The 12,061-nt window shown below is 46.0% G+C and carries 13 protein-coding genes; 3 read left to right on the top strand and 10 right to left on the bottom strand.

The features are described from left to right. Both Q0257_RS11720 and Q0257_RS11715 read right to left on the bottom strand, forming a co-directional pair. Nucleotides 1-332: FAD-dependent thymidylate synthase (locus tag Q0257_RS11720; protein WP_298025006.1), on the bottom strand; the 332-nt coding region annotated here is incomplete at its 3' end. Nucleotides 333-457: 125 nt separating this feature from the next. Further along, on the bottom strand, nt 458-1,084 hold the full coding sequence (locus Q0257_RS11715; RefSeq protein ID WP_298025004.1) for a nitroreductase family protein: 627 nt from the start codon (nt 1,082-1,084) through the stop codon (nt 458-460). Nucleotides 1,085-1,205: 121 nt separating this feature from the next. Here Q0257_RS11715 and Q0257_RS11710 point away from each other — a divergent pair, with 121 nt between their 5' ends. The 3 genes from Q0257_RS11710 (at nt 1,206) to Q0257_RS11700 (ending at nt 4,405) form a co-directional block, all read left to right on the top strand. Continuing rightward, nucleotides 1,206-2,555: a sodium-dependent transporter gene (locus Q0257_RS11710; protein ID WP_298025002.1), complete on the top strand. Its 1,350-nt coding sequence runs from the start codon at nt 1,206-1,208 to the stop codon at nt 2,553-2,555. Nucleotides 2,556-2,749: 194 nt separating this feature from the next. Then, nucleotides 2,750-2,902: a hypothetical protein gene (locus Q0257_RS11705; protein ID WP_298025000.1), complete on the top strand. Its 153-nt coding sequence runs from the start codon at nt 2,750-2,752 to the stop codon at nt 2,900-2,902. Between the two features lie 159 nt (nt 2,903-3,061). Continuing rightward, nucleotides 3,062-4,405 carry a sodium-dependent transporter gene (locus Q0257_RS11700; protein ID WP_298024998.1) on the top strand — a complete coding sequence of 448 codons (1,344 nt, stop codon included), beginning with the start codon at nt 3,062-3,064 and terminating at the stop codon, nt 4,403-4,405. Nucleotides 4,406-4,891: 486 nt separating this feature from the next. Here the strand turns inward: Q0257_RS11700 and Q0257_RS11695 are convergent, their stop codons facing one another. The 8 genes from Q0257_RS11695 to Q0257_RS11660 all read right to left on the bottom strand — a co-directional run. Further along, nucleotides 4,892-5,263, bottom strand: coding sequence for a hypothetical protein (locus Q0257_RS11695; RefSeq protein WP_298024997.1), 372 nt, complete (start codon nt 5,261-5,263; stop codon nt 4,892-4,894). A 355-nt stretch (nt 5,264-5,618) separates the two neighbouring features. Beyond that, on the bottom strand, nt 5,619-6,755 hold the full coding sequence (locus Q0257_RS11690) for an acyltransferase family protein (RefSeq protein WP_298024995.1): 1,137 nt from the start codon (nt 6,753-6,755) through the stop codon (nt 5,619-5,621). Beyond that, entirely contained in the window at nt 6,715-7,638 is a 924-nt protein-coding gene (locus Q0257_RS11685) for an acyltransferase (protein ID WP_298024993.1), read from the bottom strand. Before Q0257_RS11685 ends, Q0257_RS11690 begins: the two co-directional genes overlap by 41 nt. 198 nt (nt 7,639-7,836) lie before the next feature. After that, nucleotides 7,837-9,183, bottom strand: a complete 1,347-nt coding sequence (gene rho, locus Q0257_RS11680; RefSeq protein ID WP_297901614.1) for a transcription termination factor Rho — start codon at nt 9,181-9,183, stop codon at nt 7,837-7,839. 60 nt (nt 9,184-9,243) lie between these two features. Further along, on the bottom strand, nt 9,244-10,182 hold the full coding sequence (gene accA, locus Q0257_RS11675) for an acetyl-CoA carboxylase carboxyl transferase subunit alpha (protein WP_291938084.1): 939 nt from the start codon (nt 10,180-10,182) through the stop codon (nt 9,244-9,246). Continuing rightward, nucleotides 10,182-11,399, bottom strand: coding sequence for a beta-ketoacyl-ACP synthase II (locus Q0257_RS11670; protein ID WP_298024991.1), 1,218 nt, complete (start codon nt 11,397-11,399; stop codon nt 10,182-10,184). Before Q0257_RS11670 ends, accA begins: the two co-directional genes overlap by 1 nt. An 18-nt stretch (nt 11,400-11,417) precedes the next feature. After that, complete coding sequence (gene acpP, locus Q0257_RS11665; RefSeq protein ID WP_005873350.1) at nt 11,418-11,654, bottom strand: acyl carrier protein; 237 nt, start codon at nt 11,652-11,654, stop codon at nt 11,418-11,420. A 68-nt stretch (nt 11,655-11,722) separates the two neighbouring features. After that, nucleotides 11,723-12,061 (bottom strand): SDR family oxidoreductase (locus tag Q0257_RS11660; protein ID WP_298024989.1); only part of this gene is annotated, 339 nt, incomplete at its 5' end.

The following is a 12,061-nucleotide window of genomic DNA, read 5'->3' as shown; positions in this document are numbered from 1 at the left end:
ACGATGTATCGCGCGGCGTTTTCGAAATCCCCTTGTGCGAAGCTGCCCTCGCCGCGCAATTCTTTGAGAGTGTAGCGCGTGGATTTTACGCTAAGGCTTGCTAGGCGGTGGCGCGCCAGCTCCTGAAGCAGCGCGCGCGAAATACCGCTGATGTAGAAGTTGTAGTAGAGGTGCTCCAGCGTGCTTGAGTGCTTGAGCTGGTTGCCGACGCGGTCAATGAGCGCTAGGTCTTTGGCGCCGCCGCAATCGCCGCGCTCAAAGCTCTGCCAGCAGGTGCGGATCGCGTTTGAGCAGACCCAAAGCGGAGTGAAATTTAGAAGTTTGACTTGCATGATTATCCTTTGAAATTTTAAGCGCATTTTAACGCTATCGCACTTTTAAACCGATAAAATTTCGCAAAACGACGCTTTTAATAAACGAAGCTTGCGCCTAGCTTTGCGAGCAGAAATGCTTCATTTTATCTTTTTTCGCTGCCGCCGCGAGAGATTAAAATTTCATCCAGCCTGTAGCGCGTGTGCGGGTATTTGCTAGGTTCACCACGTCCCAAAGCCACGACGATCGCGGGACGAAATTTCGCCTCTAAAGCGCAGAATCTTTCCAGAGCCGCGGCGTCAAAGCCGGTCATTATGCACGAGCGCACGTCAAAGCTCTCGGCGATATTAGCGATATTTGCCGCTAAGATATAAAGCTGCTTGGTCGCGTAGTTCATCAGCGCTTCGTCGTCTAAGCCCGCAAATTTCGCGCAGAAATAATTCATCGCAGCTTCATATTTTTGCGAAGTGTTTGCACGACGGCGGACGGTGCGCTCTAAATACGCTTCGCCCACGCGCAGATCGTTACGCGCGATTAAAATCACGGCGTGCGAGCACTCAGCTACTTGCGGCTGACTGTTACAGGCTACGGAAAGCTCTTTTAGCTCGCAAGGATCCGAGATTATCATCATCCTCCAAGGCTCTAATCCGCATGAGCTAGGACTTAAGCGCGCAAGATCAAGTATCTCATGCACGAGCTCGCTATTTAGTTTATAGCTGCAAAATTTACGGCAACTGTGGCGAGAGAGCATCACTTCTTTTATCGATTTCATTTTATCTCCTTTAAAATTCGCGGCATTATAGCGGGTTTGCCTAAATTCCACTCGGCTAGCTTGGCGAGTTAAGCTAGATTTTGCTAATATTGCCCTTTTAAATTCCGCTACAAGGCATAATATGAATGATAAATTTAGCAAAATCGGCTTCATTCTCGCGGTCGCGGGCAGCGCCGTAGGGCTCGGTAATGCGTGGAAATTCCCCACTTTAGTAGGCACCAACGGCGGCAGCGCATTTATCTTGCTATATCTTTTGCTGACGCTTTTGGTTAGCTTCGTGATTTTTTTAGCCGAGATCGTCATCGGCAGGCTAAGCGAAAGTGATCCAGTGCGCGCATTTGAAAAGCTCGCGCCCTCATACAAAGGCGCATGGAAATACGCGGGATTTTTTATGATTAGTGCGCTTTTGATCTATGCTTTTTACAGCGTCGTAATGGGTTGGATCCTAAAATACGTGGTCTCAAGCGCTTTTTATCTGCCAAAAAGTATAGATGAAAGCGGCGCAGCGTTTAAAGCGCTTTTAGGTGGCGATTTTTTAAGCGCGGCGATATGCTTTACCATAGCGTCGGCATTTTGCTTTTTTATCGTGTCCAAAGGCGTTAAAAGCGGCATCGAGCGACTTAATGTCTGGATGATGCCCGCGCTATTTATTTTGCTGGTTTTGATGCTAATTTACGCCGCGAGTTTCGATGGATTCGGACGTAGCGCAAAATTCTTGCTAGTGCCAGATTTTTCCAAGCTTAATAAAGATAGCGTTCTTTCGGCGCTAGGACTTGCGTTTTTTACACTCTCGCTGGGCGTTACTACGATTATGACCTATGCTGCAAGCCTGCCTGCGCGCACCAATATCCTAACCTCAAGCATAAATATCGTCTGCATTAATGTCCTAATCGGCGTGATGATGGGACTTATCGTCTTTACCTTCATCTTTGAATTCGGCGGCGATCCCAAAGCGCAAGGTCCTGGGCTAGTGTTTGTCTCGCTGGTGGTGCTTTTTTCAAAGCTCGGTGCGATCGGAAACATCCTAGCCTTTTTATTTTTCACCTCGCTATTATTTGCGGCGATTACTTCTGCAATTTCGATGCTGGAGCCTGCGATTTATTATCTCGTAAACTCCCGCAAGCTAAGCCGCAAGCGCGCTTCGCTTTTAGTTTTTGCCGTGACGTATGTTTTAGGGATATGCTGCATTTTGGGTTATTACGGGGGCACGAGCGAGTATTTTAGCCTAGGTGGCAAGAGCTTTTTTGACGTGCTTGATTACCTAACCTCGAATATCTTAATGCCTCTTAGCGGCATAATTGTGGCGATTTTCGTAGGATTCGTGATCAAAAAACGAGCCGTCGAAATTCTACTGCGCCCATATATGGGACGAATGGGCTTTAAGCTGTGGTATTTCGTGCTATTGCGCTTCGTGGCGCCAGTCGCGATCGTAGTGATAGCGCTCAATCAGCTAAAAATTTTAAATTTTTAAATTTTGTAAAGCAGGTGGATAACATGGATTTAAAATTTGGCGCTAAAGCAGTCCAAAAGCAACGCGCCAAATTTCATAGCGAACTTGCGGCGATCCGTTAGCCTTGCGGCGATAGTTTAAAATTTTATGTTTAGATAGAGGAAGATCAAAGTATGTAGCGACAATCAGCTTTCGGCGCGACCGCGGCAACCTGCATGGCGATCGGTGCGCGCGGCAAAGACGCCGTAGCGCAGCCGCGTCTGATCACGCTGCGAAATTTTAAAATTATAAACCGAGACGGTCGGTGCACAGCCGCCACGATAGTTTATGACGTGGTCTATGCAATCTGCCGCAGAAGCGGCGCGTAAAATTTTGTGGTGGCCCGCGCAAAATTGTGCTTGGAATTTTAAAATTTAGCGCTAAAGCGGTCCAAAAAATAGCGCGTCAAATTTCATAGTGAGTTTGCGTATATAGTTTGGAATTTTAAAATTCCGCGGCTTTAAAATTTAAAAATCATCGGAGAGAAAATGAACGATAAATTTAGCAAAATCGGCTTCATACTTGCCGTCGCAGGCGGTGCGGTGGGGCTTGGCAACGCATGGAAATTCCCCACCCTCGTGGGTCAAAACGGCGGCAGCGCCTTCGTGCTTTTGTATCTCGCGCTCACGCTGGGCGTGGGCTTTAGCATATTCCTAGCCGAGATGGCGCTAGGCAGGCTAAGCGGGCGGGATCTGCCGAGCGCATACGAGACGCTGGCGCCGCGCGGCGGACGCAAATGGCGCGCGGGAGGCGTTTTCATCGCGGGCGGCATGCTGGTGCTGTCCTTTTACCTCGTCATCCTCGGCTGGGTGATCCGCTACATATTTTTGGGCTTTTCTCCGCTGCCCGCAACTGCCGAGGAAGCGGGCGCCGTCTTTGACGATCTCATCTCGCATTCGCTAGCCACGAGCCTGGGCTTTTACGCGCTTGCGCTCGTGCTGACGCTCTCCGTCGTCGCGCGCGGCATCAAAAGCGGTATCGAGCGGCTAAACGTCGTGATGATGCCGCTGCTTTTCGTGCTGCTGCTCGCGATGCTTGCGTATGCGTGCACGATGCAGGGCTTCGGCGCAGCGGCGAAATTTCTTTTCTATCCCGACTTCAGCAAAATCACTGTTAACTCCGTCCTCTCCGCGCTCGGGCTCGCGCTCTTTACCCTGTGCGTGGGCGTCGGCTGTATCGCGGCATACGCGGCATCGCTTAGCGAGGGGGTGCGGCTGGTGCGAAGCTCGGTAAACATCGTATTTATCAACATCGCGATCGGGCTGATGATGGGGCTCATCGTATTTACCTTCATCTTCGAATTTCGCGCCGATCCCGCGCAGGGTGCGGGGCTCGTGTTCGTCTCGCTCACTACGATGTTTGCAAAAATGGGGCTAGCGGGGCAGGTGCTTGAAGTCGCGTTTTTCGTCTCGCTCTTTTTCGCGGGGATCACGAGCGCGGTTTCGATGATCGAGCCCTTCGTCTTCTATCTCATCGGCAGGTTTAAAATTTCGCGCCTGCGCGCAGTCTGCATATCGGGGTGCGTCATAGCGGTGCTAGGCGCATGCTCGCTACTATCGATGCATGCGGATTATGCGAGCAGGTTTAAGCTTTTCGACGCGAGCTTTTTTGACTGCTTGGACTTCGTAAGCTCAAACGTCATGCTGCCCCTCGGCGCGCTAACCTCGGCGATCTTCGTGGGCTTTGTGATGGATGCGCAGCGCCTGCGCGGACTTTTCGGCGCCGATATGGGCGAGCTGGGATTTAAAATTTGGTACTTTTCGCTGCGCTTCGTAGCGCCCGTCGCGATCGTGATCATAATGGCAAATCTACTGTTTTTCGGCGGAAAATAAAAGCGAACGGAATAGATAGGAGCGAGCGAAATTTCACGCGATAAATCGCGCGGCAGATTTACGCGGCGAAGCGGCGCGTGGGGATCGCGAGCTAATTTGTGATGTTTAAACTAGGCTACAAATCGCACGCTACGACCTACAAGGCGCCCTAGCAAAGGGCTTTAACGCAATGAAATTTCATACGGTAATCGTGCGCGGTAAAATTTAAGCGTAAAATTTTACGCCTCGTTTTGTACCGAAAGAGCCCAAACGCGCCCGAATTTAAAATTTATGCGTTGAAATTTCGCAATCCTCTCAGCAAAGCTTAAAAGCATTAAAATTTTACTACCCGCTAGCATAATGAGCGCCGAAATGCGCCGTAAAGCAGCGGGCCTGCTTTTCAGGCGCGATGAAGATTTTGCGGGTGCGGCCTAAACGGCTAGCGGCGCGCATTTGGGCCGAATGAACCCGTTTTAAAGCCGCACGATTTAAGCCGTCTTTAGCGCGCTAGCACTTGCCTGCTTTTTTAAGCAGAGCGTTGCAGTTACCGCCTTTGCCGCTTCCCGTACTACCCGCTGCTCCGACGATTTTCGTGCAAAGCACGTCAGAATCAACTACTATAACGGATGAAAAATAGCAACGATACAAATCACCGTTTTTGCTTCTGACCTTATAGTGCACGGAGTCGATCTCACTTTTTACCGAATCAGGCACAACCGTTAGATTTGATTTATCTATACCAGTTGCCATTTCAGCGCGATCTAAGAGTGTCGCCTCACTAGTCATCGGCTTTTTTATAAAACCACAACCACCTAAGATGGAAGCGGCTGCAAAAGACATGGCTAAAGTAAAAAGGCTTTTTGAAACCAGATATTTCATCGTTTTTCCTTTTAATTAAAATATAGATAAATTATAACGCCGTCCCAATTTAAATCTCCTTAAAATATGGATTAAACTGCTATTTTAAAATTTTAAAACATGGCTAGTAAAATTTAAACGTAAATAGCAAGCTTAGATGTGGGATTCATAATGTTAATCTTGTCGCAGCTGAAGTGCGCACATCGCCCAAATGAGGCTACGGACAAAATAGGCAGGACTACGACGCCGTGATTGAACTCCATGTAAAATGAATACCGCATTTTACTCGCAATTTAAAAACATAGCAATAAATACTATCGGTCGCTTCAAAAGCGCTAAAATAGATAGCAATATAGTGTATAGTATTATAATTTTATTATTCCAATCTATTCAATATAAATGGAGCGACAAATCTAGAACCTCCATAACTTAAATGATCTCTATCATTATATAATATTACATTATCTTTAGAGATATAGCAACTATCTTCATCGCAAAATGGTTCAAAAAGGTCATAGACTTTAACTGATGGATAATCTTTTATAATCCTTTTTATTATACTATTATACTTTTTTTGGCCTCCCGAATATTCTTTTGGGAAAACACACTTATTTCTACCTATAGCTCTAATAGATCTTATGGCACACTTTGAAGGGTCATAAGGCAAGTGCGGTGAATCTAATAAAATTAAAACCTCTTTTTTACTTTTTAATAATAAATCTAGCGTTCTTCTAATGCCATCTTCCAATATTTTATCGACATCTTTTTCTTGTAAATTCTCCATATCTTTTGCATCTATATAGGAACAATCAGGATTATGCCCTAATATTACGGTTTTGATATTTGGATCTTGAAATATAAAATTATATGCTGAATTTATAAGTTGATAAGCGTTTTTTCTAACTCTAACTATATTGGGATCAATATCACTAGTGCCACTAGAAATATTTATAAATGGTGCAGCACAACTTGCAGGAAATAAAGCAACGCCGTCTTTAGTTTTCTCTGCAATACCTAAATATAAATGATTGGCATGAGAATCGCCTATGATCGCAATCTTATTCCCAAAAGGTTTTTGCATCATACATTCGTGATCGGTTATCTTCGACCAATCAGGAAAATACTTTTTACAATTCTGAGCGCTATCATATAAAAATTCAGTAGAGTCAGGCTGGGTAATCGGAATTGAGTTTACATTTTTACCGTTTCTTAGATAAATAATATACCCCGAAATCCCAATTAAGACAATCATGGCGAATAATATAGGAATTTTAAATTTAAAATTATTTTTAAAGCGCAATGGTCTTTCTATAAATTTATATGAAATCCAAGCCAAAACAACGGATAAGAAAACACAAGATATTCTTATGGTTCTATTAGGGGTTTCGCTTTCTAAAATTCTAGCAAACGATAATAACGGCCAATGCCATAAATATAACGGAAAGCTAATAAGCCCAAACCAAACTAAAATTTTATTTGATAATATCTTTTGGCTGATATAAGCCCCCCCCATTAGAACCTGCGATAATAATAAAAATAGAACCTAGAATAGGTATTATTGCCCATTTACCCGGAAATGGCATAGTCTTAGATATATGCAAAAATCCATATATAAGTATGGAAATACCTATAAAGGCACATACATTAGACAAAGATCTGCCATCATTTGGAATGCCTTCTCTATATATAATTTTTGAAAAGTAATGATCTATCCTTAATTTAAAATTTTTAATAGTATTATTTTTATGTATATTTAACCATGCCAAAACAGCACCAGACAAAAGTTCCCAGAAACGCGTCTGCGGCGAATAAAATGTAGCTACTAAATCTTGTTTTATACCTTTTAGATTTAAAATAAAAGAAATTAACAGAATAATAACCGATATAGTTAGCAAATTAAATTTTTTCTTCCATAAAAACCATAATAAAAAAGGCCAAATTATATAGAATTGTTCTTCTATGCCAAGGCTCCATAGGTGTAGTAGCGGTTTAGTTTCAGCAGAGTTATCGAAATATCCGGCTTCGCTCCATAATATGAAATTTGCAATAAACCCTGCTCCGCCGGCCGTATGCTTACCAAGCTGCTTATACTCCTCCGGCAATAAAGCAAACCATCCGAAAATAAGACATGCGAATAATACGACGAAAAGTGCCGGATAAATTCTTTTAATACGTCTAGCATAAAATTCATAGAAACTAAATGTTCCTTTTTCTAAATTATTAAAAATAATCGTAGAAATTAAAAATCCAGATATTACAAAAAATATATCTACACCTATAAAACCGCCACTTATTTTATTTGGAAAAGCATGAAAAGCCACAACAGATAAAACGGCTATTCCTCTTAAACCGTCTATATCTGGTCTATACTTTGGATGCTGTAAATCATTACTCATAGAATTACTCACTTATATTGTTTAATTTTTATAGATTTAAGCTCATAGAGAGTATGTTGTACTCAAAAAAATGAGCTGACCTATTCCTCCACAACCAAAATCCTTGACTATCTCTTATCAAAATCTAAGTCGTTTACATAAAACCTAACGCAAGAATAATAAAGCATTAAATTTCATAACGAATCAATTTAATAAAATTTAGCCGTTCATTATCGATAGCAGCTCGGTGTTGTCTTTGGTTTTTAGCATCTTGGCGTATAAAAATTTCAGCGCCTCGACGTCGTCCATCGTCGAGATCGCCGAGCGCAGCGCCCAGATCTTTTGCAGATTTTCGCTGCCTTGCAAAAGCTCCTCTTTGCGCGTGCCGGACTTGGTAATGTTGATCGCGGGGTAAATTCTACGATCCGAGATGTTGCGATCAAGGATGATCTCGCTGTTGCCCGTGCCTTTGAATTCCTCAAAGATCACATCATCCATTCGCGAGCCGGTCTCGATGAGCGCGGTAGCGACGATGGTAAGCGAGCCGCCGTTTTCGATGTTTCGCGCCGCACCAAAGAAGCGCTTCGGCTTATGCAGGGCGTTTGCGTCCACGCCGCCGCTTAGGACTTTGCCGCTGCTAGGCGTGACGGTGTTGTAGGCGCGCGCAAGGCGGGTGATGCTATCGAGCAGGATGACGACGTCCTTGCCGTTTTCGACGGCGCGTTTTGCCTTTTCGATGACGAGCTCGGCGACGCGGACGTGGTTGAATGCAGGCTGATCGAAGGTCGAGCTAAATACCTCGCCGCGTACGCTACGCTCCATATCGGTGACCTCCTCGGGGCGCTCGTCGACTAGCAGCACCAAAAGCTCGACCTCGGGGTGGTTGCGCGTAATGCCGTTGGCAAGCTCCTTCATGAGCTCCGTTTTACCGCTACGCGGAGGCGCCGTGATGAGCCCGCGCTGCCCCTTGCCGATCGGGGTGAAAAGATCGAGCACGCGACCGGTAAGGCGCATCGGGTCATATTCAAGCTTGAGCTTTTCGGTCGGGAAAAGCGGCGTGAGATTGTCAAATAGCGGGCGCTCTCTGGCTTCTTGGATCGATTTATAATTGATCGCCTCGATCTTTAAGAGCGCGTAGTACTTCTCCTGATCCTTCGGTTCGCGCACCTGGCCCGTGACGATATCGCCGACGCGAAGGGCGAATTTGCGGATCTGACTTAAACTCACGTAGGCGTCGTTAGCGCTGTCGCTTAAATTTGAATCTATGCCGCGCAAAAAGCCGTAACCCTCGGCGGTAACCTCCAAAATCCCCGTAAAAAGTATGAAGCCGCCCTGCTTCGTCTGCATGCGTAAAATTTCAAAAACGAGCGCTTGGCGGCGGAATTCACGCGGGTTCTCGACGCCTAGCTCGTCTGCTATGGCGATGAGATTTTCAAGATCCATCGAGCGGAGCTCCTCGATCTGGTAGCCCTCGACGGGAACGTGCGTTTTAGCGTAAGTTTTTCTGCCGTTTTGATTAGAATTTGAAACGGCGGTCTGGGTGGAATTTTGATTTGTATTTTCCATTTGTCCTCTTAGAGTGTGAAGTTATTAAATTTGGTTTTAAAAAGTTGCGAAATTTAAAATTTAGTTTTCTTTATAAGCACCAAACCTTAAAATTTTTTGTTGTCTTCTGCTGATGAGCTCGTCTATGCTAAGATCGTCTAGCTTGTGCAGCTCGGTTAAGACGTAGTTTCCAAGCGCTTTTATCGCGCCGTCTTTATCTCTGTGGGCGCCCGTTTTAGGCTCTTTGATCACGTCGTCGATCAAGCCCAGCTCTTTTAGCTCCTCGGCGGTGATTTTTAGCGCCTTCGTAGCGGCCTCGCTCTTACTTGGATCGTTCCACAAAATCGCGGCACAGCCCTCAGGAGAGATAACTGAAAAAATTGAGTTTTGAAGCATCGCCAGCCGATCGGCCACGCCGATAGCCAAAGCTCCGCCGCTACCGCCCTCGCCTATAACGACGGCGATCGTAGGAGTTTTAAGATCGCTAAGCTCATATAAATTTCGCGCGATAGCCTCGCTTTGACCGCGCTCCTCGGCGCCAAGTCCCGGATATGCGCCCGGAGTATCGATCAAAAACAAAATAGGAAGGTTAAATTTCTCGGCAAGTTTTGCTACGCGCAGTGCCTTGCGATAGCCCTCAGGATGGGGCATGCCGAAATTTCGCTTCAGCTTGTTTTTGGTACCGCGACCTTTCTGCTCGGCGATCACAGCAATTTTGCGATTACCCATAATGCCCAGATAGCACACGATCGAAGGATCGTCTCTAAAGGCGCGGTCGCCGTGAAGCTCCCTAGCGTCTTGCAAAAGCGCACGAATATAATCGATCGCGTAAGGGCGATCCGGGTGGCGCGCAAGCTGAAGTCTTTGGTATTCGTTTAAATTCTTATAAACTTTGGAAATTTCTTTTTCGAGGTTCTTATTTAAAATTTCGACCGCGTCCTCATCGCCGCGAATTTTAGCGGCGGTGATGTCCTCATCGATCTGCTTTATAGACTTTTCGAAGTCCAGATAGCTAGCCATTAATCTACTCTTTTGAAAATAAGCGATGCGTTCGTGCCGCCGAATCCAAAATTATTGCTCATGACGCAATCGAGTTTGGCTTTTCTAGCGACGTTTGGCACGTAATCCAAATCGCAATCTGGATCTTTTGAAATTTGATTTATCGTAGGCGGTATGATGCCATTTCGCATCGCTAAAAGGCTGATCGCAGCCTCTACCGCTCCGGCAGCGCCTAGGCAATGTCCTAGCTGGCCCTTGGTGGAGCTGACCGCAGGCACCTTGCCCTCACTGAAAAGCTCTTTTAACGCCGCAGTTTCGTTTTTATCGTTTATTGCGGTGGACGTTCCGTGAGCGTTGATGTAATCAATCTTCGGGCGTCCTGCCATCTCGTAGGCCTTTTTCATAGCGCGGATCGGGCCGTCTAGGCTAGGTGAAGTGATATGATAAGCATCGCCGCTAGCGCCGAATCCTACGAGCTCGCCGTAAATTTTAGCGCCGCGCGCTTTTGCGTCTTCTAGCTCTTCTAAAACCAAAGCCGCCGCACCTTCGCCCATAACAAAGCCGTTTCGCTCTGCATCAAACGGACGCGAAGCGTGCGCGGGATCGTCATTTCTAGCGCAAAGCGCCTTCATCGCAGCAAATCCGCCGATACCTACGGGACAAACCGCAGCCTCGGCTCCCACTGCAAGCATCTTTTTCGCTTCGCCGATCATAATAACTCTCGCAGCGTCCATAATCGCATGTGCGGAAGCCGCACAAGCCGTAACGCTGGATAAATTCGGACCTTTTAATTTATAATATATAGAAACAAAGCCGCCGAGCATATTTACTAACGCAGAAGGGATAAAAAACGGAGAAATTCGCCTAGGACCGCGCTGCAAGCAGGTATTGGCGTTTATCTCGATATTCGGCAAACCGCCTATACCGCTAGCGGAGCTAACGCCGAATTCGTCGCTATCGAAACCGCTAAATTTAGCGTCCTCTATGGCTTCGCCCGCGGCTTTAAGCCCGAGTTGGATAAATCTATCCATCTTTTTTATCTCTTTTCCATCCTCGATTATGCTCGAAGGATCGAAACCTTTTACTTCAGCTGCAATTTGAACCGGAAATTCGCTAGCGTCAAAGAGCGAAATTTTATCAACCCCGGTTTTTCCGTTACAGATATTTTCAAAACTGCTCTGTTTGTCAAGCCCGAGAGAGGTTACCATCCCGATGCCCGTTACTACGACTCGTTTCAAAACCGCTTCCTTAAAATTTTATTTCTTAGGCAAATTTTCTATATAATCTACTACGTCTTTAATGCTTACTAATTTTTCAGACTCGCTATCTGGGATCTCGATACCAAATTTCTCCTCTAAAGCCATTACTAGCTCAACTACGTCAAGAGAGTCCGCGCCCAAATCCTCGATAATTTTAGAATCAAGTTTAACCTGATCCGGGCTAACGCTGAGTTGTTCTACAACTACGTCTCTTACATCTTCAAATACTGCCATTTTAGCACTCCTTTAAAAAAATACCGCGTAATTTTATAATATTTAACCTTAAATTCCGCTATTTAACGCTACATATAGAGCCCGCCGTTGATTTTAAGCGTCTCTCCAGTAATGTAGCCCGCGCCGTCGCTGAGTAAAAATGCAACTCCTTCGGCGACGTCGCTCGTGCTTCCCATGCGCTTAAGCGGGATGCTCGCTTCGTAGCTTGCTTTTACGTCGTCGCTTAGTGCGTCTGTCATATCGGTGGCGATGAAACCAGGCGTTACGCAATTAAAGCGGATGCCGCGCGCTGCGCCCTCTTTTGCGAAACTCTTACTCATCGCGATCATTCCGCCCTTGCTCGCGCTGTAATTGACCTGCCCGGCGTTTCCCATTTCGCCGACGATCGAGGCGATGTTTACGACCGC

Source organism: uncultured Campylobacter sp. (genome assembly GCF_938018035.1).
Classification (GTDB): Bacteria; Campylobacterota; Campylobacteria; order Campylobacterales; family Campylobacteraceae; genus Campylobacter_B.
Note: the sequence above shows the minus strand (reverse complement) of the source record. Positions and strands in the feature narration are given on the sequence as shown.

Excerpts from the sequence above, each read along its gene's own strand:
- Q0257_RS11715 (WP_298025004.1), bottom strand. The coding sequence starts at position 1,084 with ATGAAATCGATAAAAGAAGTGATGCTCTCTCGCCACAGTTGCCGTAAA.
- Q0257_RS11710 (WP_298025002.1), top strand. The coding sequence starts at position 1,206 with ATGAATGATAAATTTAGCAAAATCGGCTTCATTCTCGCGGTCGCGGGC.
- Q0257_RS11705 (WP_298025000.1), top strand. The coding sequence starts at position 2,750 with ATGGCGATCGGTGCGCGCGGCAAAGACGCCGTAGCGCAGCCGCGTCTG.
- Q0257_RS11700 (WP_298024998.1), top strand. The coding sequence starts at position 3,062 with ATGAACGATAAATTTAGCAAAATCGGCTTCATACTTGCCGTCGCAGGC.
- Q0257_RS11695 (WP_298024997.1), bottom strand. The coding sequence starts at position 5,263 with ATGAAATATCTGGTTTCAAAAAGCCTTTTTACTTTAGCCATGTCTTTT.
- Q0257_RS11690 (WP_298024995.1), bottom strand. The coding sequence starts at position 6,755 with ATGGGGGGGGCTTATATCAGCCAAAAGATATTATCAAATAAAATTTTA.
- Q0257_RS11685 (WP_298024993.1), bottom strand. The coding sequence starts at position 7,638 with ATGAGTAATGATTTACAGCATCCAAAGTATAGACCAGATATAGACGGT.
- rho (WP_297901614.1), bottom strand. The coding sequence starts at position 9,183 with ATGGAAAATACAAATCAAAATTCCACCCAGACCGCCGTTTCAAATTCT.
- accA (WP_291938084.1), bottom strand. The coding sequence starts at position 10,182 with ATGGCTAGCTATCTGGACTTCGAAAAGTCTATAAAGCAGATCGATGAG.
- acpP (WP_005873350.1), bottom strand. The coding sequence starts at position 11,654 with ATGGCAGTATTTGAAGATGTAAGAGACGTAGTTGTAGAACAACTCAGC.